This window comes from Pseudomonas sp. SAR267, from assembly GCF_052077595.1.
Lineage (GTDB): Bacteria > Pseudomonadota > Gammaproteobacteria > Pseudomonadales > Pseudomonadaceae > Aquipseudomonas > Aquipseudomonas vlassakiae.
In genome coordinates, this window is sequence record NZ_JBQIHU010000001.1 from 1,704,640 (window position 1) to 1,729,996 (window position 25,357).

The 25,357-nt window shown below is 63.4% G+C and carries 18 protein-coding genes; 10 read left to right on the forward strand and 8 right to left on the reverse strand.

All coding sequences use genetic code 11. The annotated features are described in order from the left end of the window. Positions 1–1,905, forward strand: a complete 1,905-nt coding sequence (locus ACTORR_RS08260) for a sensor histidine kinase (RefSeq protein ID WP_054885877.1) — start codon at positions 1–3, stop codon at positions 1,903–1,905. Next, positions 1,902–3,230 (forward strand): sigma-54-dependent transcriptional regulator, encoded by a 1,329-nt coding sequence (locus ACTORR_RS08265; RefSeq protein ID WP_054885878.1) that lies wholly within the window; start codon positions 1,902–1,904, stop codon positions 3,228–3,230. Before ACTORR_RS08260 ends, ACTORR_RS08265 begins: the two co-directional genes overlap by 4 nt. A 115-nt stretch (positions 3,231–3,345) precedes the next feature. Here the strand turns inward: ACTORR_RS08265 and ACTORR_RS08270 are convergent, their stop codons facing one another. Continuing rightward, positions 3,346–4,341 (reverse strand): alpha/beta fold hydrolase, encoded by a 996-nt coding sequence (locus ACTORR_RS08270; RefSeq protein WP_054885879.1) that lies wholly within the window; start codon positions 4,339–4,341, stop codon positions 3,346–3,348. A 198-nt stretch (positions 4,342–4,539) separates the two neighbouring features. Between ACTORR_RS08270 and metR the strand changes: the two genes are divergently transcribed. Continuing rightward, positions 4,540–5,457, forward strand: coding sequence for a transcriptional regulator MetR (gene metR, locus ACTORR_RS08275; RefSeq protein WP_003258025.1), 918 nt, complete (start codon positions 4,540–4,542; stop codon positions 5,455–5,457). Here the strand turns inward: metR and ACTORR_RS08280 are convergent. Then, positions 5,441–5,854, reverse strand: a complete 414-nt coding sequence (locus ACTORR_RS08280) for an NUDIX hydrolase (RefSeq protein ID WP_054885880.1) — start codon at positions 5,852–5,854, stop codon at positions 5,441–5,443. The genes metR and ACTORR_RS08280 overlap by 17 nt on opposite strands. A gap of 217 nt (positions 5,855–6,071) precedes the next feature. Here ACTORR_RS08280 and ACTORR_RS08285 point away from each other — a divergent pair, with 217 nt between their 5' ends. Both ACTORR_RS08285 and ACTORR_RS08290 read left to right on the forward strand, forming a co-directional pair. After that, positions 6,072–10,352: a DEAD/DEAH box helicase gene (locus ACTORR_RS08285; RefSeq protein ID WP_313364605.1), complete on the forward strand. Its 4,281-nt coding sequence runs from the start codon at positions 6,072–6,074 to the stop codon at positions 10,350–10,352. Positions 10,353–10,934: 582 nt separating this feature from the next. Continuing rightward, positions 10,935–12,545, forward strand: a complete 1,611-nt coding sequence (locus ACTORR_RS08290) for an FMN-binding glutamate synthase family protein (protein ID WP_441343613.1) — start codon at positions 10,935–10,937, stop codon at positions 12,543–12,545. Positions 12,546–12,551: 6 nt separating this feature from the next. On the opposite strand, the gene ACTORR_RS08295 is transcribed toward ACTORR_RS08290, so the two are convergent. The 3 genes from ACTORR_RS08295 to ACTORR_RS08305 are packed head-to-tail and all read right to left on the reverse strand — an operon-like array spanning position 12,552 to position 15,348. Next, positions 12,552–14,060 (reverse strand): glycosyltransferase family 39 protein, encoded by a 1,509-nt coding sequence (locus ACTORR_RS08295; RefSeq protein WP_441343614.1) that lies wholly within the window; start codon positions 14,058–14,060, stop codon positions 12,552–12,554. Beyond that, positions 14,060–15,022, reverse strand: a complete 963-nt coding sequence (locus ACTORR_RS08300) for a glycosyltransferase family 2 protein (protein WP_441343615.1) — start codon at positions 15,020–15,022, stop codon at positions 14,060–14,062. Before ACTORR_RS08300 ends, ACTORR_RS08295 begins: the two co-directional genes overlap by 1 nt. Then, positions 15,007–15,348, reverse strand: coding sequence for a GtrA family protein (locus tag ACTORR_RS08305; protein ID WP_313365324.1), 342 nt, complete (start codon positions 15,346–15,348; stop codon positions 15,007–15,009). The genes ACTORR_RS08300 and ACTORR_RS08305 overlap by 16 nt, the downstream gene beginning before the upstream one ends. Before the next feature lie 94 nt (positions 15,349–15,442). Between ACTORR_RS08305 and ACTORR_RS08310 the strand changes: the two genes are divergently transcribed. After that, positions 15,443–15,676 carry a hypothetical protein gene (locus tag ACTORR_RS08310; RefSeq protein WP_156351926.1) on the forward strand — a complete coding sequence of 78 codons (234 nt, stop codon included), beginning with the start codon at positions 15,443–15,445 and terminating at the stop codon, positions 15,674–15,676. A gap of 16 nt (positions 15,677–15,692) precedes the next feature. On the opposite strand, the gene ACTORR_RS08315 is transcribed toward ACTORR_RS08310, so the two are convergent. Beyond that, positions 15,693–17,111 carry an amino acid permease gene (locus ACTORR_RS08315; protein ID WP_286935058.1) on the reverse strand — a complete coding sequence of 473 codons (1,419 nt, stop codon included), beginning with the start codon at positions 17,109–17,111 and terminating at the stop codon, positions 15,693–15,695. A 390-nt stretch (positions 17,112–17,501) separates the two neighbouring features. Here ACTORR_RS08315 and ACTORR_RS08320 point away from each other — a divergent pair, with 390 nt between their 5' ends. From ACTORR_RS08320 to ACTORR_RS08330, 3 genes are all read left to right on the forward strand, one after another. After that, positions 17,502–20,639, forward strand: a complete 3,138-nt coding sequence (locus ACTORR_RS08320) for a biosynthetic peptidoglycan transglycosylase (RefSeq protein WP_054884987.1) — start codon at positions 17,502–17,504, stop codon at positions 20,637–20,639. Positions 20,640–20,725: 86 nt separating this feature from the next. Further along, complete coding sequence (locus ACTORR_RS08325) at positions 20,726–21,271, forward strand: PadR family transcriptional regulator (RefSeq protein WP_054884988.1); 546 nt, start codon at positions 20,726–20,728, stop codon at positions 21,269–21,271. Continuing rightward, on the forward strand, positions 21,264–22,022 hold the full coding sequence (locus tag ACTORR_RS08330; RefSeq protein ID WP_286935057.1) for a siderophore-interacting protein: 759 nt from the start codon (positions 21,264–21,266) through the stop codon (positions 22,020–22,022). The genes ACTORR_RS08325 and ACTORR_RS08330 overlap by 8 nt, the downstream gene beginning before the upstream one ends. A gap of 120 nt (positions 22,023–22,142) precedes the next feature. Here ACTORR_RS08330 and ACTORR_RS08335 read toward each other — a convergent pair whose 3' ends face one another. Both ACTORR_RS08335 and ACTORR_RS08340 read right to left on the reverse strand, forming a co-directional pair. Beyond that, on the reverse strand, positions 22,143–22,778 hold the full coding sequence (locus ACTORR_RS08335; RefSeq protein WP_286935056.1) for a Pr6Pr family membrane protein: 636 nt from the start codon (positions 22,776–22,778) through the stop codon (positions 22,143–22,145). Between the two features lies 1 nt (position 22,779). After that, complete coding sequence (locus ACTORR_RS08340; protein ID WP_023378991.1) at positions 22,780–23,001, reverse strand: VF530 family DNA-binding protein; 222 nt, start codon at positions 22,999–23,001, stop codon at positions 22,780–22,782. Positions 23,002–23,165: 164 nt separating this feature from the next. Here ACTORR_RS08340 and ACTORR_RS08345 point away from each other — a divergent pair, with 164 nt between their 5' ends. Continuing rightward, positions 23,166–25,211, forward strand: coding sequence for a TonB-dependent receptor (locus ACTORR_RS08345; RefSeq protein ID WP_286935055.1), 2,046 nt, complete (start codon positions 23,166–23,168; stop codon positions 25,209–25,211). The last annotated feature ends 146 nt before the right edge of the window (positions 25,212–25,357 follow it).

Here is a 25,357-nt window from a genome sequence, read left to right on the forward strand (position 1 = left end):
ATGAAATGCGACCCTTCGCTTCTTCTCCCTGCCAAGCCCGCCGTGAAATCCCGCCTGATTCGCCAATTGCTGCTGCCGCCCCTGATCATCCTGCTGATGGTCGGACTGGGCATGGCCGGCTTCCTGATCAGCGAAAGCAATGGCATCCGCACCTTGAGCGAAAGCGGCGAACGTGCGCTGGAGCTGCATGCGCGCACGGTCGAGAGCGAAATCAGCAAGTACACCTACCTGCCGAGCCTGCTGGAGCTGGAAGACAGCGTCTCGCAGCTGCTCACCGACCCTGATGGCGCCAACCGGCAGACCGTCAACGAATACCTCGAAGGCCTGAACCGCCGCAGCCGCAGCCGGGCGATCTTCGTTCTCGACACCAACGGCCGCGTGCAGGCCAGCAGCAACTGGCGCGACGCCGACTCGTTCCTCGGTGAAGACCTGTCGTTCCGGGCCTATTTCCAGAGCGCCGTGCGTGGCGAACCGGGCCGCTTCTACGGGATCGGCAGCACCACGGGCGAGGCTGGCTATTACCTTGCTCACGGCCTGGAAGAACACGGCAAGATCATCGGCGTGGCGGTGATCAAAGTGCGCCTGGACACCCTGGAAGAGCGCTGGCAGCGCGCCCGCCTGGAAGCCTTCGTCAGCGACGAGAACGGCATCATCATTCTTTCCAGCGACCCAGCCCGGCGCTTGAAGTCGGTGCGCCCGCTGACCCCGCAGATCAAGGAGCGCCTGGCGCGCAGCCTGCAGTACTACTGGTGGCCGCTGAACGAGCTGCAACCGCTGGCCCGCGAAACCCTGGCCGATGGCGTGGAGAAACTGACCTTCCCGGCCAACGCCGAAACTGCCCAGGGCAAGCCCCATGAAGTGAGCTACCTGGCCCAGACCCGGCGCCTGGCCGATACGCCCTGGCACTTCACCCTGCTCACTCCGCTGCAGGACCTGCGCCGCGAGTCCATGGTGCAGGGCATCCTGGTCGGCGTGGCCTTCGCCCTGCTGACCATCCTCGGCATCGCCTGGAACGAACGGCGCAAGGTCGTTGCCACACGCCTGGCCGCGCGCGAGGCCCTGGAAGAAGCCAACAGCCAGCTGGAGCGGCGCATCGCCGACCGCACCGCCGACCTGCGCGCCAGCAACGAACGGCTCAAGGGCCAGATCCGTGAGCGCCGGCATGCCGAGCAGACCCTGCGCCATGCCCAGGACGAACTGGTCCAGGCCGGCAAGCTGGCGGCGATCGGGCAGATGTCCACCAGCATCGCCCACGAACTCAACCAGCCTCTGGCGGCGCTGCGGACCCTGTCTGGCAACACCGTGCGCTTTCTCGAGCGGGGTGCACTGGACACCGCCAGCACCAACCTGCGCACCATGAACGGCTTGATCGACCGCATGGGCCGCATCACGGCCAGCCTGCGCTCGTTCGCCCGGCGCGGTGACGACAGTGGCCAGGCGTCGCTGGCCAAGGCCGTGGAGGCGTCCTTGCAGGTACTGAACGACCGCATCACGGGCTGCAACCTGCAGTTGCACCACCAGTTCGACGACCAGCAACTGGCCATCGACCAGACCCGCCTTGAGCAGATCCTGGTCAACCTGATCGGCAACGCTCTTGACGCCATGGCCACCCAGCCACTGCCCGAGCTGTGGCTCGAAGGCGAGCTGCAAGGCGACAAGTATCGCCTGCGGGTACGCGATAACGGCCACGGCATCGATGCCGAAACCCGCAAGCACCTGTTCGAACCTTTCTTCACCACCAAACCGGGCGAACATGGCCTGGGCCTGGGGCTGACCTTGTCGGCGAGCCTTGCCGCCGCGGCCAAGGGCAGCCTGAACGTCGAGCACCCCGCCACCGGCGGCACGGCCTTCGTCCTCGCCCTGCCTTTGGTCACGCCCCCCAGCGAATCGGCAGAGCAACCATGAACCAAGCGCCACTTACCGTTCTGATCGTCGAAGACGACCCGCATGTGCTGCTCGGCTGCCAGCAGGCGCTGGCTCTGGAAGACATCGCCTGCGAGGGCGTCGGCAGTGCCGAACAGGCCCTGGAGCGCATCGGCGATGATTTTGCCGGGATCGTCGTCAGCGATATCCGCCTGCCGGGCATCGATGGCCTGGAGCTGCTCAGCCGCCTCAAGGCCCGCGACCGCAGCCTGCCGGTAGTGCTGATCACCGGCCACGGCGATATCGACATGGCGGTCGGTGCCATGCGCAACGGCGCGTACGACTTCATGGAAAAGCCCTTCTCCCCTGAGCGCCTGGTGGATGTGGTGCGCCGTGCCCTGGAGCAGCGCGGGCTGTCCCGCGAAGTGGTGGCCCTGCGCCGGCAACTGGCCGAGCAGAGCAGCCTTGAAGGGCGCATCATCGGCCGTTCGCCGGCCATGCAGCACCTGCGCGAGCTGATCGCCAACGTCGCCGATACGTCGGCAAACGTGCTGATCGAAGGGGAAACCGGCACCGGCAAAGAGCTGGTCGCCCGCTGCCTGCACGATTTCAGCCGGCGCCAGGGCCAGCCGTTCGTGGCGCTGAACTGCGGTGGCCTGCCGGAGAACCTGTTCGAAAGCGAGATCTTTGGCCACGAAGCCAACGCCTTCACCGGTGCCGGCAAGCGCCGCATAGGCAAGATTGAACACGCCAATGGCGGCACGCTGTTCCTCGACGAGGTCGAGAGCATGCCGATCAACTTGCAGATCAAGCTGCTGCGCGTGCTGCAGGAACGCACCCTGGAGCGCCTGGGCTCGAACCAGAGCATCGCGGTGGATTGCCGGGTGATTGCAGCCACCAAATCCGACCTCGACGCCCTCGGTCAGACCGGGCAGTTCCGTAGCGACCTCTATTACCGCTTGAACGTGGTCACCCTGGAGCTGCCGCCGCTGCGCGAACGTCGGGAAGACATCCTGCAACTGTTCGAGCACTTCCTGCAGCAGTCGGCGCTGCGATTCGACCGCGAAGCACCGACGCTGGACAGCCAGACCCTGTCGCGCTTGATGGCCCATGACTGGCCGGGCAACGTGCGCGAATTGCGCAACGTGGCCGAGCGCTATGCCCTTGGCCTGCCAGCCTTCAAGAAAGGCCCGAGCGGCGGCGCCAGCCAAGGGCTTGGCTTTGCCGAGGCGGTGGAAGCGTTCGAACGCAACCTGCTCAGTGATGCCTTGCAGCGCACCGGTGGCAACCTCAGCCAGGCCAGCCAGGAGCTGGGCATGGCCAAGACCACGCTGTTCGACAAGGTCAAGAAGTACGGGCTCGGCTGATGGAGCAGCGTCGCCTGCTTCGCGGGCCAGCCCGCTCCCACAGCTACCGTGCAGGCCTCAGGCATTACACCATCCCAGTGGGAGCGGGCATGCCCGCGAAGAGGACCACACCGATTCAAAGCCCTGCGATATGGGTCACATCCTGCCGGTGCGCCTGCAGGTAAGGCAGCACCGCCGCCAGCAAGGGCGCCTTGAAGGGCTCCTGGAAGCGATGCGCCAACCCTGGAATCAACTTCAGCTGGCTACCCTGGATATGCGCGGCCAGGTGCACCCCATGCATCACCGGCAACAGCGGATCGGCCGTGCCGTGCACCACCAGCGTCGGCACCCGTAACTCATTGAGTAACGGCACCCGGCTCGGTTCGGCCAGGATCGCCATGATCTGGCGTTTCGCCCCCTCCGGGTTGAAGGCCCGGTCATAGGCTATCGCCGCCTGTTGCAGCAGCACCGCCCGGTCATCGTGCACGTGCGGGCTACCCAGCGCCGCCAGCAGGTCGGCCTGCTGTTCGATGGCCACCTCGCGATTCGGCGCGCTGCGCCGCGCCAGCAACTGCACCAACGCCGGATCGGGTGCCGGCAGCCCGGCCGCTCCCGAACTGGACATCACCAGGGTCAGGCTACGCACCCGCTCCGGCGCCATGGCTGCCAGATGCTGGGCGATCATCCCGCCCATGCTCACGCCCAGCACATGAAACTGGCGAATGCCCAGCACATCCATCAGCTGCAGGCCATCGTTGGCCATGTCGGTCAGGGTATAAGGCGCGGCAACCGGCAGGCCAAGCTTGTAGCGCAACAACTCGACCGTGAGGTTGGCCGAAGGCGGCAGCTGGTTCCAGCGCGACAGGCCGACATCGCGATTGTCATAACGAATGACCCGAAAGCCCTGGCGGCACATTGCCTCGACCACATCGTCAGGCCAATGGATAAGTTGCCCGCCCAGGCCCATGACCAGCAGCAACGCCGGATCGCGAGGGGCGCCGACGCTTTGATAGACCAGGCTCAGGTTGCCGACTTCGGCACGTTGTACCGGCACATGGGCGTCGCAGCGCGTGTCGGCGAAGCTGGCCGAAGCGCTGAACAGCAGAAAGAAAAGCAGCAGTAAAGCCCGCATGAAAGAAACACCAGAATGCAGATCCCCAGTAGAGCGCGAGTCTGATGACTTTCTTTCGGGCGCGCTGCCACAGTTCGGTGACAGTTTGATGAACCCTGCCGAGCGGTGCGGCTGATCGTCCAGTCGACAGCCTGGGGCAACATGAGTGAAACTCAACTCATTCCCTGTTTTTTCAAAAATTGTTCTCGGAGACAGCCCGTGCTGGAGATCCGCCACCTGAAAACCCTTCATGCCTTGCGCGAGGCCGACAGCCTGGTTGAGGCGGCCGAACGCCTGCACCTGACCCAGTCGGCGTTGTCGCACCAGTTCAAGGAGCTTGAAGAGCGCCTGGGCCTGCCACTGTTCGTGCGCAAGACCAAGCCGATCCGCTTCACCAGCGCCGGCCTGCGCCTGTTGCAACTGGCCGATGCCACCCTGCCGCTGCTGCGCGGCGCCGAGCGTGATATCGCCCGCCTGGCGGGTGGCACCGCCGGGCGCCTGCACATGGCCATCGAATGCCACAGCTGCTTCCAGTGGCTGATGCCGACCATCGACCAGTTCCGCGATGCCTGGCCGGAAGTGGAGCTGGACCTGGCCTCGGGCTTCGCCTTCGCCCCGCTGCCGGCGCTGGCACGGGGTGATCTCGACCTGGTGGTGACCTCCGACCCACTGGACCTGGCCGGCATCACCTACGTGCCGCTGTTCACCTACGAGGCCATGCTCGCCGTGGCCAACCAGCACCCGTTGGCCAGCAAACCGTACATCGTGCCTCAGGACCTGCTCGACCAGACCCTGATCACCTACCCGGTGGAGCGCGACCGCCTGGACATCTTCACCCGCTTCCTGGAACCGGCCGACATCGAGCCGGCTGCCGTGCGCACGTCCGAGCTGACAGTGATGATGATGCAACTGGTAGCCAGCGGCCGTGGCGTCTGCGGCATGCCGCATTGGGCGTTGCATGAATACAGCTCGCGGGGCTATGTGAAGGGCAAGCGCCTGGGCGAGAAAGGCCTGTTCGCCACGCTATATGCAGCGGTGCGCACCGACATGCTCGATGCGCCCTACATGCGCGACTTCCTGCTGACCGCCAAGGACACCTCGTTCGCCACCCTCGACGGCGTCAGCGCGGTACGCTGACCGCCTGGCGGTACAGCGGCAGGATCAGGTCGCGGGTCAGCGGCGCCAGGTCCAGCGTTTCGGCCTGATCGGCGGCCAGCCACCGCACTTCTTCGATCTCCGCCGCCGGGGCTACGGCTTCGGCACTGTCGACGCGGAACAGCTCGGCTTGCACCTCGAAGCCTGGCTCGTTGGCGGCTGGCGCGCTGAACTGGCCCAGGTGCACCGCCTGGGCGGGATCGATACGCAGGCCCAGTTCTTCGAACAACTCGCGGGCCAGCGCCTGAATGGGCGATTCACCGGCATCGATCTTGCCACCTGGCTGCATGAACGCCTGGGTGCCGCGCTTGCGCACCAGCAGGGTGCGGCCTTGCGGGTCGATCAACAGGGCGGCGGCGATGCGGATGATATTGGGCATGGGTGGTGTCTCGGCATTTTGGCCGGCGAGGATCCCATGGGCTCCTGGGCCTGACAAGACAGGTCTTTCCTGTACCGGCCCTTTCGCGGGTGAACCCGCTCCCACAGGGATGCCACTGTCCTTGTGGGAGCCGGTTCACCCGCAAAAGGGCCGGCACAGGTCATTCATGGACGAACGGCCCCTTGCCAACCCGTCGTTCACCCGCCATAACCAACACATGAACCTGCCAGCCCTTCAGCACCAGGCGCTCGAACTGTTCCACCCGGCCGTCAGCACCTGGTTCCGTCGCCACTTCGCCACGGTCACCGACGCCCAGGCCCGTGCCTGGCCGCTGATCCATGCCGGGCAATCGATGCTGCTCGCCGCGCCGACCGGCTCGGGCAAGACCTTGAGCGCGTTCCTGGCCGTGCTCGACGAACTGTTCCGCGAGGGCCTGGAGCATGGCGGCGAGCTGCCTGCACAGACCCAGGTGGTCTACGTGTCGCCACTCAAGGCGCTGTCCAATGACATCCGTCTTAACCTGCAGGCTCCGCTCGAGGGCATCAGCCAGGCCCTCGAAGACCTGGGTCTGAAAGCACCGCGCATCGCCACTGCCGTACGCACTGGCGATACCCCGCAGAAGGAGCGTGCGGCGATGCGCAAGCAGGCGCCGCATATCCTGGTCACCACGCCCGAATCGCTGTACGTGTTGATGGGCTCGGCTTCCGGTCGTGAAGGCCTGGCCAGCGTGCACACGGTGATCGTCGACGAGATCCACGCCCTGGCAGGCAACAAGCGTGGCGCCCACCTGGCGCTGACCCTGGAACGCCTGCAAGCCTTGTGTGGGCGCCCTTTGCGGCGTATCGGTCTGTCCGCCACCCAGCGCCCGGTGGAGCGCGTGGCGCAGTTCCTGGTCGGCCAGGGACGCCCTTGTGCAACTATCGACGTTGGCCATGCGCGCCAACGCGACCTCGCCATCGAAGTGCCCCCGGTGCCGCTCGGCGCGGTCATGGCCACGGACGTCTGGGGCCTGGTGTACGACCGCCTGGCCGACCTGGCGCGAGCGCATCGCACCACACTGGTGTTCGTCAACACCCGTCGCCTGGCCGAACGCATCACCCGTCATCTCAGCGAGCGCCTCGGCAAGGAGGCAGTGGCCGCGCACCACGGCAGCCTGTCCAAGGAGCTGCGCCTGGACGCCGAACAGCGCTTGAAAAACGGCCAACTGCAAATGCTGGTGGCCACCGCCTCGCTGGAGCTGGGCATCGACATCGGCGACGTCGACCTGGTCTGCCAGATCGAATCGCCCGGCTCGATCGCCGCCTTCCTGCAGCGCGTCGGGCGCTCCGGGCACCAGGTTGATGGCATTCCCAAAGGGCGGCTGTTCGCGACCTCACGAGATGACCTGATCGAATGCGCGGCGTTGCTCGATTGCATCCGCCTCGGCGAACTCGACGAGTTGCATATCCCCAATGCCCCCCTGGATGTCCTGGCCCAGCAGATCGTCGCCGAAGTCAGCAACCAGGCCTGGCAGGAACAGGCGTTGCTCGACTGCCTGCGCCAGGCAACGCCATACGCAGAACTCGACCCAAGGCGTTACCAGGCGCTGTTGAGCATGCTCGCCGAGGGCTACAACGGCCGCCAGGGTATCCGCAGCGCCTACCTGCACCGCGATGCGGTCAGCGGCACGTTGCGCGGCCGCCGGGGCAGCCAGCTGACGGCGCTGACCAGCGGCGGCACCATTCCCGACAACGCTGACTATGCGGTGCTGCTTGAACCACAGGCGCTGAACATCGGCAGTGTCAATGAAGACTTCGCCGTGGAAAGCATCGCAGGCGATATCTTCCAACTGGGCAACGCGTCCTACCGCATCCTCAGGGTCGAGCCTGGCCGGGTGCGGGTCGAGGACGCCCAGGGCCTGCCACCCACTATCCCGTTCTGGCTTGGCGAAGCACCGGGGCGCAGCGATGAACTGTCCGCGGCGGTCGCCCGCCTGCAGGCGCGCATCGATGAACAGCTGGTGCTGAACGACGGCGACCTGGCTGCGGTGCAGCAGTGGCTGCAGACCACGTTCGACCTGGATGAGGCCAGCGCCAGCCAGTTGCTCGACTACCTCGCCCGCACCCACCAAGTGCTGGGCGCCCTGCCCTCACAGCAGACCTTGGTGATGGAGCGTTTCTTCGACGAGTCTGGCGGTACCCAACTGATCATCCACTCGCCCTATGGCAGCCGCATCAACCGTGCCTGGGGCCTGGCCCTGCGCAAACGCTTCTGCCGTACCTTCAATTTCGAGCTGCAGGCCGCGGCCAGCGAGGACGCCATCGTGCTGTCGCTGTCGACCAGCCACAGTTTCGAGCTGGAGGAGGTGTGGCGCTACCTCAACAGCCGCACTGCCGAGCAGATCCTCATCCAGGCCGTGCTCGACGCCCCCTTGTTCGGTGTGCGCTGGCGCTGGAATGCCGGCGTGGCCATGGCCCTGCCACGCTTCGTCGGCGGGCGCAAGGTGGCGCCGCAGATCCAGCGCATGAAGAGCGAAGACCTGATCGCTGCGGTGTTCCCCGACCAGATCGCCTGCCTGGAGAACATCGTCGGCGAGCGGCAGATCCCTGATCACCCACTGGTCGAGCAGACCCTCGACGACTGCCTGCACGAGGCCATGGACAGCGAAGGCTGGCTGGCGTTGCTGCGGCGCATGGAAAGCGGCCAGGTGCGCCTGCTGTGTCGCGACCTGCCAGCGCCCTCGCCACTGGCCTCGGCCATTCTCAATGCCAGGCCATACGCCTTTCTTGATGACGCGCCGCTCGAAGAGCGGCGTACCCAGGCGGTGATCAACAGGCGCTGGAATGAAGTTCACAGCGGCGATGATCTCGGCGCGCTGGACGCCGATGCGATCACCGCCGTGCAGGCCGAGGCCTGGCCGCAGCCGGGCAATGCCGACGAGATGCACGAGGCGCTGATGACCTTGGGCGCCATCAGCCATGAGGAAGTCCAGGCCAACCCCAGCTGGGACCTGCTGCTGCGTCAATTGGCCAAGGCCGGGCGAGCGCTGCGCGTGACCGATGAAAAGCTGTGGTTCGCGCGCGAGCGCCTGACCCTGCTGCAAGCGCTGTATCCGGCTGCACGAATGGAGCCTGCGCTGGACGTACTGCCCGGCTTCGATCAGGCCATCGACCCGGACAGCGCACTGCGCGAACTGCTACGCGCTCGCCTGAGTGGCTACGGTCCGCTCAGCGTTGCACAGATTGGCGCACCACTGGGCAAGCCGGCAGCTGAGGTCGAGCAGGCGCTGGCCCGCCTGGAAGTCGAAGGCTATGTGTTGCGTGGCCACTTCAGCCCTGGGGCACGGGACCTGCAATGGTGTGAGCGCCATCTGTTGGCACGCATCCATCGCTACACGGTGAAACGCCTGCGCCGAGAGATCGAACCGGTCAGCCTGCAGGACTTCATGCGTTTTCTGTTCGACTGGCAGCACCTGGCGCCTGACGAGCGCCTGCGTGGTCCGGCGGCAGTAGCCGAAGTGCTGGGCCAGTTGCAGGGTTTCCCCAGTGCAGCCGGCGCCTGGGAAGCGGAACTGTTGCCCGCACGTATCAAGGACTACAGCCCGCACTGGCTGGACGATGCCTGCCGCAGCGGGCAATTTGCCTGGAGCCGGCTGGCCGCAACGGTGGCGAGCAATACCTTGTCGAGCACGCCGCTGGTGCTGTTGCCACGCGAGCACATGGGCCTGTGGCGTAGCCTCGCCCCCGAGCCTGCCCGGGAAGCACTTGGCGGGCGGGCACAACGGGTACTTGAAGCGCTGCAGGTCCATGGGGCGTTGTTCTTCGACGAACTGACCAGCGATGCCCACCTGCTGCCCAGCGAGCTGGAAGCGGCGTTGCAGGAACTGGTGGGTGCCGGCTTGGTGGGCGCCGACAGTTTCACCGGCCTGCGCAGCCTGATTACCCCCGCCGCCAAACGCAGCTCCCGCAACAGCCGGCGCGGCCACCCGCCGCTGTCGAGCAGCATGGCCCATGCCGGGCGCTGGGCGTTGCTGCGTCGGGGCAGCGGCAATGTCGACGAGCACCAGCGCCTGGAGCACATCGCCCGTGCCCTGCTACGGCGCTATGGCGTGATCTGCTGGCGCTTGCTGGAGCGAGAGAGCGATGTGTTACCGCCCTGGCGCGAGCTGCTGCGTTGCTACCACCGGCTGGAAGCGCGTGGCGAGATTCGTGGCGGGCGCTTCATTGCCGGGCTGGCCGGCGAGCAGTTCGCCTTGCCGGAGGCGGTCGGGTTATTGCGCCAGGTTCGTCGGCGAAACCTGGATGCAGAACTGGTGGTGGTGAGCGCCAGCGACCCACTGAACCTGATCGGGTCGTTGTTGCCTGGGGCGAAGGTGCCTGCGGTGGGTGGCAACCGGCTGCTGTACCGCGACGGTGTGCCGGTGGCGGTGCGGGTGGCTGGGCGGTATAGCTATCTGGTGGAGGGATCGGCGCAGGAGCAGGCTGGATGGAAGGAGAAATTGCTGCGTAATGCGATGTGATTTGGCTTGACGGTGTGAAGTATCTAGGTGCCTGTCTTGAGGGCTTATCAAGGCCACCAGGTGTATGCCGACAGGGTTTCAGCGCCTGTGAGATCGAGCGCCGCCCGCGCGGCGCATCGCGGGTAAACCCGCTCCCACATCTGTTTCGGGCCAATCTCTCCTGTGAAGCCAACAGGGACCGCCTTGTTGGCATGGCGAAGCATCTCGGTGGGCGCTGATGCCGCTCCACCTGTCTACAGTCATGCACGAAGGCCTATCATCGGTCTCCAGTCATACACCAAGGCCTATCATCGGTCTCCAGTCATACACCAAGGCCTATCATCGGTCTCCAGTCATACACCAAGGCGGATCCTGTTGGCGGCACAGGAGGGACTGGCCCGAAACAAATGTGGGAGCGGGTTTATCCGCGATGCGCCGCGCGGGCGGCGCTCGATCTCACAGGCACTGCAACCTTATCGTCGAACACCCCAGGCGAAAATGATTTTTGCTACCCCGATTTTGATTTGCACTGCCACACAAGTTGGCTATGGTCGGGGTTTGCCCCAGGCCCTGAGCCTGACCGCGCCATCGCAAGGACCCCGTATGAGCCTGTCACTTCTCAGCCGTTATGCCTTCTTCACCGCTTGTGTACTGTTCACCCTGGCGAGTCTGCCGTTCCTCCACCACGAATGGCTGTGGCCGTTCACCCTGGTCACCGGGGTGCTCAGCCTGATCGGGCTGTTCGACCTGCTGCAACAACGCCACGCGGTGCGCCGCAACTATCCGATCCTCGGCAACATCCGCTACCTGGTCGAGGCCATCCGCCCGGAAATCCGCCAGTACCTGCTGGAGGCCGACAGCGACGCCCTGCCCTTCTCCCGTGCCCAACGCTCGCTGGTATACGCCCGAGCCAAGAACGAAGCCTCGGACAAACCCTTCGGCACCCTGATCGACGTCTACGAGTCGGGCTTCGAATTCATCGGCCACTCCATGCGCCCGGCGCCACTGACCGACCCGGCAAGCTTCCGGGTCATCGTCGGCGGGCCGCAGTGCAGCCAGCCGTATTCGGCGTCGATCTTCAACATCTCGGCCATGAGCTTCGGTTCGCTCAGCGCCAACGCCATCCGCGCCCTGAACAAGGGCGCCAAGCTGGGCAACTTCCACCACGACACCGGTGAAGGCAGCATCAGCCCCTATCACCGCGAAAACGGTGGCGACCTGGTGTGGGAACTGGGCAGCGGCTACTTCGGCTGCCGCACCGCTGACGGTCGCTTCGACCCCGAACGCTTCGCCGCCCAGGCCCGCGCCCCACAGGTGCGGATGATCGAGATCAAGATGAGCCAGGGCGCCAAGCCCGGCCACGGCGGCATCCTGCCCAAGCACAAGGTGACCGAGGAAATTGCCGAAACCCGTGGCGTGCTGATGGGCGAGGACTGTATCTCGCCATCGCGCCACAGCGCCTTCTCCACCCCGATCGAGATGATGCACTTCATCGCCCAGCTGCGTGAACTGTCTGGCGGTAAACCGGTGGGCTTCAAGTTCTGCCTGGGCCACCCGTGGGAATTCATGGGCATCGCCAAGGCCATGCTGGAAACCGGCATCCTCCCCGACTTCATCGTGGTCGATGGCAAGGAAGGTGGCACCGGCGCCGCGCCAGTGGAGTTCACCGACCATATCGGCGTGCCGCTGCGCGAGGGCCTGCTGTTCGTGCACAACACCCTGGTCGGCCTGAACCTGCGCGACAAGATCAAGCTCGGCGCCAGCGGCAAGATCGTCAGCGCCTTCGACATCGCCAGCGTGCTGGCCATCGGCGCCGACTGGGCCAACTCGGCGCGCGGGTTCATGTTCGCCATTGGCTGCATCCAGTCGCAGAGCTGCCACACCAACAAGTGCCCGACCGGCGTGGCCACGCAAGACCCGCTGCGCCAGCGCGCCCTGGTGGTGCCAGACAAAGCCCAGCGGGTGCTGAACTTCCACCACAATACCCTGCGTGCGCTGGCCGAGATGCTGGCCGCAGCGGGCCTTGAACACCCGGCACAGCTGGAGGCCAAGCACCTGGTGCGGCGCGTGTCGGCCACCGAGATCAAGCTGTTCTCGCAGATGCATGTGTTCCTCAAGCCTGGGGAACTACTGGCCGGCGAGGTCGATGGGCAGTTCTATTCGCGCATGTGGCAGATGGCCCGGGCCGACAGCTTCGAGCCGATGGCGGCCTGAGCGCGCTCAGTTGATCCGTGCCGATTGCTCGGGCATTGCAAACAGCAGTGCCCGAGAGTCGCCCTTGTCCACCTCTTCCAACTTGAGCCAATCCTGTTCCATCCGCTTCTCGATCTCAGTGACTTCACCACTGGTCACCCACCAGACCCGTTTGTATTGGCTTGCCAACGTTCGCGGTTCAGTTACGACGTGTTCAAGACTTGATGGATAAAGCAGGGTGTCCGCATCGAGTTCACCAACGCTGTAAACCAGTGGCGCCGAACCCGTCTTGTTGTAGAAATCAATCGTAAGCGACCAGAAAGCGTTGTCACTCGTCAACAATGCATCACCTGGCTGCCAGCGCGCGGCAACCTGGGCCATGACGTAATCAAGCCGGTTGTTCACCCATTCGTTGCCACCGCGCAAGTTGAACGCCCGATTATAAAGATTTGCCAGACCCACCCCCTCAAAGAACAGGCAGGCGATGAGCAGTGTGACCTGCCATTTCCATCGGAGTCCATTCATTGCCACCGCCAGCAGAATGGGTAACCCGAGAAAGGCAAACACGAGGTAGCGCTCCACATACAACGGCAAAACAAAGGAGAACAGCCATGTCACACAGACGGGCACAAAACAATAGACGACTAACAATGCGCCAGCCTTATCAGGCTCTTTGCTTTGACGAGCAGCACGGGCGGCCGCGACAAAGATCAGGACCGTCAGCACCATCGTCATGATGCCCATGACCGACGAGTCGCCACCTAGCATGAATGCAATCCAGAGGCTTTGCGGTAGGGTGACCAGCGTCACAGGCGCGATCCAGCTCACCATGCCGGTATTTTCATGAACCTGCCCATACAAGGTCGGAAGCCAAGGCAGGTAAGCACTCGCAATGAGCAGATTGCACAACCACCACCGCTGCATACTGATCAGGCGCTGCCCGCCCGGTGCTCGGGCAAACAGAACATACACCCAGCCGACCAATGCCCCCAAGGCAGCAAAGTAATGGGTATACAAGCCGGCAATCATCAATAACGCATAACCCAGCAAGTAACGGCTGTACTGCTGCTGTGCCCATGACAACAACATGTAGGCGGCAGAAAGCATGAGCAAGCCGAGCAGCCCGTACATACGGGCTTCCTGGCTGTAATAAACAGCAATCGGAAACATCGCCAATAACAGACCCGCCATCACGGCAATACGTCGCGAAGCCATGCGATGCGCCAATAGCATACCCGCCGCAACTGTCACTACCCCTAGAACGACATTGAGACTACGGATAGCTACGACCCCATCGCCAAAGCCTGTCATCCACGCATGCAAGAGCAGATAGTACAGAGGCGGATGAACGTCCTGGGCTGTGAAATAAATTGCCCGATCTATCGGCATTCGAGCCAGCCATACGCTGAATGCTTCGTCGTACCAGACAACTTGCAGGTCAAGTTGGTAAAGCCGGACAGCGAGTGCCAGCAACAGAATCCCTACCACAGCGATCGGCCCCGTCACACTTGCCCGGCAATCATTTAGAATGCGCATTATTCCTCCTTGAAGGTCGAGCGTGTCTTCCGACTGCTCCGGCGTCCTGCCAAGGCCCGAATTACATAGCGTGGTCGATGCTTGGACTCCATGTAGATTCGCCCGATGTACTCACCCAGCACGCCGATGCCGATCAGCTGTACACCGCCAAGGAACAGAATGGCAGTCATCAACGAGGGATAGCCCGGCACCGGGTTGCCAAACAGCCATTTGTCGATGACCTGGCAGGCCGCACTCAATAGCGCGAGCAATGCGATTACACCGCCTACATAAGTCCAGAGTCGCAACGGCATGGTACTGAACGAGGTAATCCCATCCAGGGCAAGATTCCACAGTTTCCAGCCATTGAAGCGGCTCTTCCCTGCCGTGCGCGAAGCGCGGTCATACTCGACCACCGCAGTCTTGAAGCCAGGCCACGACAGCATGCCTTTCATGAACAGTTGCTGTTCAGGCATCGACTTGATCACCTCCACGACCTTGCGATCGAGCAGGCGGAAATCACCGACGTTTTCCTCGATGCGAATCTGCGAAATGCGGTTCAGCAGTAAGTAGAACCCTGCTGCCGTGCAGCGTTTCAAGTAACTGTCGCATGAGCGGTCACGACGTTTGGCGAGCACGACATCGAAGCCTGCCCGCCATTGTTCGATCAGCTTGGGAATCACTTCGACCGGGTCTTGCAGGTCGACGTCGATTGGAATGACAGCATCGCCACAGGCCTGTTCCAGCCCGGCGAACAGCGCGGCTTCCTTGCCGAAGTTGCGTGAAAGGTCGATGAGGGCAACATCGGGATCACCGGCGATCAGTTGGCGGATCTGTTTTTCGGTCCCATCCAGACTACCGTCATTGATAAAAATCAGTTCGACCTGATCTGCCTGGTTGGCAAGCGCCTGGCGCACTGCGTCATGGAATGGCCTGATCGCCTGCTCCTCATTGAAAACCGGCACGATCAGCGAAATATCCATCTACGCTTCTCCGTGAAGACCCATCGCGCAAATACAAAGCCCAGCAACAGGCTGACCAGGCAGAACAGCCCGACGGTCAACGGCGGTGGCCAGCCTTGGCTGTCGGCGAGGCATCCCAGTGACACACTGAGGCTGCCCATCCCCGCCACGAATACGCAGTAGCGCATGAACGAAACGGGCACCCTGAAGGTGAACCGGGCATTGGCAATGTATGAAAAGGACAGCGCCACCATGAACGCGACCAGGTTGCTGAGGGCCTGGTCGTTGCCCGCCAGTTGCATCGCCGCAAACACCACGACATGAATAGCGGTGTTGAAGGTGCCCACGATCAGATACTTGAGGAATGCTGGCATTCTGCGATGCATGCGTGTTCGAGCCTTCCCTGCTTGGCCTTTAAGCCAAGCTAGGGGAAATCAGGCAATGGGACTACTGACAGAAATGCCAGTTGACGGTGATGGCGAAGCGGCCCGTGGCTGCAAGGTTGGACGGCGCGGCAGAGTTGCAGGATGGGGCGGGGATCGCTGGCCGGTGCAGTTGCTGACCGCATTGGGCGGGCTGGTGGCCATGCTGATGCTGGCGGGCGGGCTGGACTGGAACCAGCAGTTGGGGCAACGCGTGGCAGCGACCCCGGTGATCGGGCAAGGGGCAGCCTAGCTGCCCCCCTTTCACATCAGGAAGCCGGGCTGACGATGCCCTGCTCCTGCTTTGGCGCAAGACGGAACGCGTAATACAGCACCGTCAGCAGCACAAGGAACGCCGGGCCAATGTACAGCGCCACGCGGGTATCCTCGAAGTACGCCATCAGGCCCACCACCAGCACCAGGAAGGCCAGGGCCAGGTAGGAGCTCAGCGGCCACAGCCACATGCGGTATTTCAGCGTTTTCTGCTCGGCGGTCGACAGGCCGGCGCGGAACTTGATCTGCGCCAGCAGGATCATCACCCAGGTCCAGATCGCACCGAAGGTGGCAATCGAGGTTACCCAGACGAACACCTTTTCCGGCACCAGGTAGTTGGCCAGCACGCCCAGCAGCAGCGCACCGATCGACAGCAGCAGTGCATTGCGCGGCACGCCGCTTTTCGAAGTGCGGGCGAAGGCGGCCGGGGCCTGGCCGTTCTGCGCCAGGCTGTAGAGCATGCGCCCGGTACTGAAGATGCCGCCGTTGCACGACGACAGCGCAGCGGTAATCACCACGAAGTTGATGATCCCGGCAGCGGTCTTGATACCCAGACGCTCGAAGGTCATGACGAACGGGCTGCCCTGGCTGCCAATGCCGTCCCATGGGTAGATCGACAGAATCACGAACAGGGCGCCGACGTAGAACAGCAGGATGCGCCAGAACACCGAGCCGATCGCCTGGGGGATGGTTTTCTGCGGGTTGCGAGCTTCGCCGGCGGTAAGGCCGATCATTTCCACGCCCAGGTAGGCGAACATCACCATCTGCAGCGACATCAGCACGCCCGTCACGCCGTTGGGCATGAAGCCGCCGTTGCTCCACAGGTTGGAGATGCCCACGGCGACGCCATCATTACCGAAACCAAAAGCGATCACGCCAATGCCGCCGAGGACCATGGCAATGATGGTGACGATCTTGATCAGGGCGAACCAGAACTCGAATTCACCAAACGCCTTGACCGCGATGAGATTGACTGCGCCCATGCTGCCCAGCGCCATCAAGGCCCAGATCCAGCGCGGCACATCGGGGAACCAGATGCCCATGTAGATGGCGACGGCAGTGATTTCCGCGACGCAGGTCACCAGCCACAGGAACCAGTAGTTCCAGCCGGTGAGAAAGCCAGCCAGCGGGCCAAGGTAGTCCTGGGCATAGCGGCTGAACGAACCGGCGACCGGGTTGTGCACGGCCATCTCGCCGAGGGCACGCATGATCACCAGGATCGCCAGGCCACCAATGATGTAGGAAAGCATGATCGCGGGACCGGCCATTTCGATGGCCTTGGCCGAACCGAGGAACAGTCCGACGCCGATACAGGCGCCCAGCGCCATCAAACGGATGTGCCGTTCGCCCAGCTCACGCTTGAGCGGGCCGCCCTCGATGGGCTCGGCAGGGGCAGAAGGGTTGCCGACTGGCATAGCAATACAACCTCATTTTGTTATTGGAGTAGACCTTCGTGCAGCACCAGCCCTGCCGATAGGCGGGACGTTGGCTTGCCAGGCTGGCCTCGTGGGCCGGCTCGTGTGCCGGGCTAGAGCGGCCGGCACGGCGAAGGGCCGAGCAGTATAGGAAGTCCGATACAGGGGTTTTCGCTGTATAACCAGGAAAATTCAGCGAGTTTTTCGGAGCTGGCGCGCCAGCCCCCAATTCCACTACCACCCTACCAACAACGTCATAGGAATAAACCCACACCAAAGCCGCATAGTCCTACGCCACTATTCTCGGCTTCCTACAAATTTTTCACCTGTTCCCACCAACGTCTAAGCTTCAGACAAGCAAGACGAAGATATCTGGCCGGATAGAAGACTATGGGCGCACTGTGGCAATCGGAACCAAGCAGAACGGAAGCATCTGAAGCACCTCCGGCCATGACGCCACAACCGCAGCCCCCACGTCAGCGCAGGCTCTGGTGGCGGCTGATTTTCCTGATCCTGCTGGTGGCACTGATCGCCATCGGTTTTGCTGCCTACGACGAGTTCCGCACCTCCAACCTGCAGTCACGCGAATTCAGCAAGCTGGCCACCACCCTCACCTATTCGCTGCAGCCAGGGCCGAGCGATGCGATCATCTATCCGGGCGAAGGGCCCTTCGACAAGCGCCTGGGCTACAGCGGGCTGGGCGAGTTCCTGCCACGCCTGCTCAAGCGCGACTACCTGATCAGCGAGCAGGTGCGGTTTTCCCCGGCGCTGATGCGCTATGTCGAACACGGCCTGTTCGCGCCATACATCGAAAAGATCCAGGCCGGCCTGTCGATCACCGACTGCCGGGGCGAGACGCTGTACCAGTACAACTACCCGCAACACCTGTACCCGGATTTCGCCTCCATTCCGCCGGTGATGGTCAACAGCCTGCTGTTCATCGAGAACCGCGACCTGCTCGATACCAGGGACGTGAAGAACAACCCGGCCGTGGACTGGCCGCGCTTTGCCAAGGCCGCGTACAGCCAGGTGGCCAAGTACCTGGCCCTGCCTGGCCAGTCAGCGGGTGGCAGTACCCTGGCCACCCAGCTGGAGAAGTACCGCCACTCACCGGATGGCCTGACGGTCAATGGTGCCGAGAAGATTCGCCAGATGATCTCGGCCAGCGTACGCGCCTACCAGGGCGGCCCCGACACCAGCGAAGCGCGCCACCGGATCGTGCGTGACTACCTCAACAGCGTGCCGCTGTCGGCTGTGCCCGGGCATGGCGAAGTGCACGGCATGGCCGAGGGCCTGCGGGTGTGGTACGGCGCCGATTTCGACCAGGTCAACCAGGCGCTGAACTCCACCGCCACGGACCCGGAGAGCATGGCCGCACGCGGCCTGGCCCTGCGCCAGGTGCTGTCGCTGATGATTGCCCAGCGCCGCCCTTCGCATTACCTGTCCAAGGGCCGGGTCGAACTGGCCGAACTCACCGACGCGCATATCCGCGTACTGGCGGCCGCCAACATCATCGAGCCACCGCTGGCCAGTGCGGCGCTGGCCAGCAAGGCGGTCTACCGCGACTGGGTTGCCCAGCCGACCATCGTGCCGATCATCACCAACAAAGGCATCAGCCTGGCGCGCAACCGCCTGGCAGCCATGCTCAACCGCCCGCTGTACGATCTCGACCGCCTCGACGTGTCAGCCACCAGTACCCTGCAGGCCGACCTGCAATTGCAGGTCAGCCAGTACCTGAAAAACCTTGCCGACCCGGAGTTCGCTGCGCAGATGGGCCTGATCGGCGAACGCCTACTCACCGCCAAGACCACCGACCAGGTGAGCTACAGTTTCACCTTGTTCGAACGCACGGCCGATGGTTCGCGGGTGCGGGTCCAAACCGACAGTACCAACCAGCCGTTCGACATCAACGAAGGCAGCAAACTGGAACTGGGTTCGACCGCCAAGCTGCGGGTGCTCACGACCTATCTGGAGATCATCGCCGAGCTGCACGACAAGTACGCAGGCAAACCTGCCGCCGAGTTGAAGAAAGTCGAAGTCGCCGAGCTCGACCGCATCACCCAGTGGTCGCTGGAATGGCTGGCACAGAACAGCAAGAACCAGAGCCTGGACGCCATGCTCGATGCGGCGCTGGAGCGCAAGTACTCGGCCAATACCGGCGAAGCCTTCTTCACCGGTGGCGGCATGCACGTGTTCAACAACTTCCGCAAGGAAGACAACAACCGCAACCCGACCCTCAAGGATGCCTTGCGCGAGTCGATCAACCTGCCGTTCATCCGCCTGATGCGCGACCTGGTGCGCTACGTCACCTACCAGCAGCCGTTCAACCGCGTGCCGCTGCTCAAGGACGACTCCGACCCACGTCGCCAGGAATACCTGGCCCGCTTCGCCGACAAGGAAGGTACCAGTTACTTGATGCGCTTCTGGAAGAAGTACCAGCGCAAGACATCGCAACAGCGCCTGGACACCTTCCTCGACAGCATGCGCGCCACCCCGCAGCGCCTGGCTGCGGTGCACCGCTACCTGTTCCCGGAAGCCGGCCAGGAAACCTTCAATGCCTTCGTCCGTGCCCACAGCAAGGATGACAAGATCGCCCTGGGCAAACTCACCGACGGCAAGCTGGCGGAGATGTACGAAGCCTATGGCCCAGGCAAGTACGACCTGCCCGACCAGGGTTACATCGCCAAGGTCCACCCGCTGGACCTGTGGCTGCTGGGCTACCTGTTGAAGAACCCGAGTTCCACGCTCACCGAAATGGTCAACGCCAGCCGTTTCGAGCGCCAGGAGGTCTACAGCTGGCTGTTCAAGAGCCGGCACCAGGGTGCGCGTGACAGCCGCATCCGCACCATGGTCGAGATCGAGGCGTTCCTCGACATCCATCAACGCTGGAAACGCGTAGGCTACCCGTTCGATCATCTGGTGCCGTCGCTGGCAACCGCCATCGGCAGCTCCGGCGACCGCCCGGCCGCGCTGTCGGAACTGGTCGGCATCATCCAGAATGACGGCGTGCGCCTGCCGACGCTGCGTATCGATACCCTGCATTTCGCCGCCCATACGCCCTATGAAACCAAGCTGGTCAGCGACCCGGACCGTGGTGTGCGGATCCTGCCTGTGGCAGTGGCGCGGGCGCTGAAGGGTGCCATGTCACAGGTGGTCGACGCCGGGACCGCACGGCGCATCTCCGGCAGCTTCAAGCTCAATGACGGCACGCCGCTGGTAATGGGCGGCAAGACCGGTACCGGCGACAACCGTATCGAAAGCTTCGGTGCTGGCGGGCGGCTGATCGGCTCGCGTTCGCTGAACCGTACCGCCACCTTCGTGTTCTTCCTCGGCGACAACCACTTCGGCACCCTGACGGCCTTCGTGCCTGGACGCTCGGCTGAGGCGTTCAAGTTCACGTCGGCATTGCCCGTCCAGGTGCTCAAGGGCATGGCACCGATCCTGATGCCGTACTTGCAACCGGGCAACCCGAACGAATGCAAGCCACCGCAGATTGCGATGCATGGCAACGATTCATCCAAGACGTAGATGATAATCATCGGCATTTAGAGGCTTGTGTTTAGATATATCTTGAGTAATATCTTGCGATATATCTAAACACCGGAAGCCTGCTAATGCGTGACCATGGCGCACATGACCCTTTTGAACGCCGCCCCGCCCGTGGCGAGCGTGGCCCGCGGGTGTTCGCCCCGGGTGACCTCAAGCTGCTGATGCTGTCGATGCTCTGCGAGCAACCGGGCCACGGCTATGACCTGATCCGCCAGATCGAGAACCTGTTCGACGGCAACTACACGCCGAGCCCTGGGGTGATCTACCCCACCCTCAATTTCCTCGAAGAAGCCGAACTGATCAGTGGCCAGGTGCATGGCAGCAAACGCCTGTACGCCATCACCGCAGCCGGCCGTACCGCATTGGCCGATCAGGCCGTCGCCCTGGACGGCGTGCGCATGCGCATCGAAGTCAGCAAGCGCGCCCTGCGTGGCCATGACCGCCCGCCGGAAATCCACGAAGCGGTCGGCAATTTGCGCCATGCCCTGCACATGCACAGCGGCCGCTGGACACCGGAAGAAATCGAACGGGTACGCAACCTGCTCAACGACACTGCCAAGGCCATTGCCTGCGGGCCAACCGATCCAGTCAGGGAGAATCCTCATGAGTGACACCATTCACCGCGTCAATCACGAAATCCGCCAACGTCGCTTGCAGGTACTGCGGGTGACCGACCTCACCCCGCGCATGCGCCGCATCACCCTGGGTGGCACCGAGCTGCAGGGTTTCACCAGCCTGGGCAGTGACGACCACATCAAGTTGCTGTTCGCGGAAACTGCCGAGCAGCAGCAAGCCATCGACGCCCGCAACCTGGGCCGTGACGGCGGCGCTCGGCCAACCATGCGCGAGTACACGCCGCGCCGTATCGACCTGGCGGCCAACGAACTGGACATCGACTTCGTGCTGCACGGCGACGGCCCTGCTTCGACCTGGGCTGCACAGGCAGAACCTGGGCAGACGTTGAACATCGCCGGGCCTCGGGCATCGATGGTGGTGCAGGATATCTTCGACAGCTACCTGCTGGTGGGTGATGAGACGGCGATCCCGGCGATTGGCCGGCGACTGGAAGAACTGCCGGCGGGGCGTCGGGTGCTGGCGGTGATCCAGATCGAGGATGAACAGGAGCGCCAGCCGTTGCCGAGCGCAGCGCACGTCGAAATCATCTGGGTCAAGCGGGATGAGGACCTGCTCGCGTTGCTCAAGGATCTGGCGTTGCCGGAAGGCAAGCTGTACAGCTGGGTGGCGCTTGAGAAGTCACTGACTCGGCTGGCCAAGGCCTTGTTGCTGGAGAAAGGCGTGACAGAAGATGCCTTGAAGGCCGCCGCTTACTGGCGTGCCGACGGGACTGCGGACGACGAGTGATCTGCTCTCTCCTGCACCGGCCTCTTCGCGGGCACGCCCGCTCCCACAGGTACTGCGCAAACCTTGAGGGCTGCAGTGTTATGTGGGAAGCGGGCATGCCCGCGAAGAGGCCGGTGCAAGTCAAGCCAATCGGTACCTTCCCCGCCACCGGTCCAGCGCCAGCAACACCAGGCCAATCCCCCAGAACCCCGCCAACACCCCCAGCGCATTGAGCATGACCTGCCCGTAGCCCAGGCTCGCCACGTCGATGAACGGATAGGCATACGCCCCAATCTCACGCCCCCGCCACAGTGCATAGGCGAAATACACCGCTGGGTAAAGCGCCCACACCATCAGGTGCCGGAACCGCAGGCTGCCCTTGGGCACCTCGAACCACCAGTACAAGGCAAACAGCAGCGGCATCACATCGTGCAGCAGTTCATCCGCCAGCCACTGCCAGCCCTCGGGCTGCCACAGGTGGCGCAGCATCACGCTGTAGGCAAGGGCCACCAGCACGATGCTGGCAGCCACCGCCGAACTCACCGATGGCGACAGAAAGAAGCGCTTTGCCGCGGACTCGCGGCCAAAGGCCGCGTAGCTGAGCACCGTCGCCACCAGGGTATTGGTCAGTACCGTGAAGTAACCGAACACATTGATCAGTCCACCAATCAGACTGGCCTGCTCCTGCCAGCGCGCCAGCAGCACCAGGTAAACCTGCACCGCCAGGCCGAACCAGCCAAGCAACGCCATTGACGTCAGCCAGGGGCGCCGTGGCATGTCAGGCCTGACGCTGCAGCTTCACGTACAACTGCTCGACCTTCTCCCGCGCCCAAGGGGTCTTGCGCAGGAAGGTCAGGCTCGACTTGATGCTCGGGTTGCTCTTGAAGCAGCGCACGTCAACGCGTTCGGCCAGGCCCTGCCATTGGTAGTGCGCCACCAGTTCGGTGAGGATCTGTTCGAGGGTCTTGCCGTGCAGCGCGTTGTGTTGGGCCGTGCTCATGCCAGTGCTCCGTAGGAAAGATGCGCACCTTACACGAGTGTAGTGGCGGGTGGGATGTGTGGTGCTTGTGGAAAAACCGCTGGCCAGGCGCAAAACCTCTGTGCTGAAATGGCAATGTTATATTGTAACAACACTAAATATCTGCCAAGGAACGCCTCATCCCCATGCTGCACATCCCGCTTCGTCTCTCCCCCCTGGCTGTCGCCCTGTGGCTCGCCTCATCACCCAGCCAGGCCGTGGAACTGGAACCCCAGGTCATCACTGCCAACCCGTTAGGCAATCGTCAACTGGCTGCACCCAGCACCGTCCTGGAGGGTGACGACCTGCTGCAACAGCAGCACGGCAGCCTCGGTGAAACCCTGAACAAGCAACCCGGCGTGGCCTCCACCTGGTTCGGCCCTGGCGCCAGCCGCCCGGTGATTCGTGGCCTGGATGGCGACCGCATTCGTATCCTGCGCAATGGCGTGGGGGCTCTGGATGCCTCGTCGCTGTCCTACGACCACGCGGTGCCGCTGGACCCGGTCACGGTCGACCGCGTGGAGATCGTCCGCGGCCCGGCCGCCCTGCTCTACGGCGGCAATGCCATCGGCGGCGTGGTCAACACCTTCGACAATCGCATCCCCGATTCACCGATCGAGGGCATCCACGGTGCCGGCGAACTGCGCTACGGCGGCGCCGACACCACCCGCAGCAGCGCCGGCAAGCTGGAAGCCGGTGACGGCACCTTCGCCTTGCACCTGGACGCCAACAGTCGACAGTTCAATGACCTGCGCATCCCCGGCTACGCGCAGAGCACCAAGGTCCGTGACGCCGACGCACCAGGCAGCCGCCACCGCCTGGAAAACAGCGACGGCCGCCAGGATGGAGGCGCGATCGGCGGTGCCTACAACTGGGAGCATGGCTACGCCGGCCTGTCCTACAGCCGCTACGACAGCAACTACGGTTCGGTGGCCGAATCCGGCGTGCGTCTGGACATGAAGCAAGACCACTACGCCTTTGCCTCGGAAATGCGTGATCTGGATGGCCCCTTCAGTTCGGTCAAGGTCGATGCCGGCTACACCGACTACGAGCACAGCGAGATCGAAGAAGGCGAGGTGCATACCACCTTCAGGAACAAGGGCTACGAAGCCCGTATCGAAGCGCGTCATCAGCCGTTCGGCCCGCTTGAAGGAGTGATCGGTGCGCAGGTCAGCCGCAACGAATTCTCGGCATTGGGCGAGGAAGCCTTCGTCCCGCACACCGACACCGACAGCCTGGCGGTGTTCATGCTCGAACAATGGCAGGCCACCGAGCGCCTGAACCTGAGCCTGGGCGCCCGCATGGAACATACTCGGGTCGAACCTGATGCCAAGGGTAACGAGAACTTCGTCGATGCCGACAGCGCCAGCAGTTTCAATGCTTTGAGCCTGTCTTCGGGCGCGGTGTACCAGCTCGACCCGATCTGGTCGCTGGCGGCCAACCTCAGCTACACCGAGCGGGCCCCGACGTTCTACGAGCTTTATGCCAACGGCGCCCACGTGGCCACCGGCGCGTATGAAGTCGGTGATGCCAGCCTGAACAAGGAAAAGGCCATTTCCGCCGACCTGGCCCTGCGCTTCGACAATGGCACCCACAAGGGCAGCGTCGGGGTGTTCTACAGCCACTTCCGTAACTACATCGGCCTGATCGGCACGGGTAACCTGCGTGAAGGCCATGATCACGACCATGACGAGGATGATCATGACCACGATCATGACGATGGCGGCTTCCCTGAGTACCAGTACCAGGGCGTGCGTGCGCGCTTCTACGGCATCGAGGCACAAGACCGCTGGAAGCTGCTCGAGAACCGCTATGGCAGCTTCGCGCTGGAACTGTCCGGCGACTACACACGGGCCAAGAACCTCGACAGCGGCGAGCCCTTGCCGCGTATTGCCCCCTTGCGGCTGAACAGTGGGCTGGTATGGGAACTGGACCGCTGGCAGGCGCGGGTCGATGTGCAGCATGCCGCGTCGCAGCATCGCAAGCCTGAAAATGAGACCAGTACCGATGGCTACACCACGCTCGGCGCCAGCGTCGGCTACCGCTTCGATATCGGCCAGAGCCAGTGGCTGGCCTTCGTGCGTGGGGAGAACCTGACCGACCAGACCGTGCGCTATGCAAGTTCGATCCTGCGCGATATTGCCCCCGCGCCGGGGCGCAGTGTGGAAGTCGGGTTGCGCACCACATTCTGACCTGACGCGGTTCCTGTGGGAGCGGTTCACCTGCGAATGCGGCATGTGCGCTGGCATCGCATTCGCGGGTGAACCCGCTCCCACAGGTGGCGCATCACACCTCTGCCACAGGGTTTGTTACCAGATCGGCAACAATCAACTGCGAC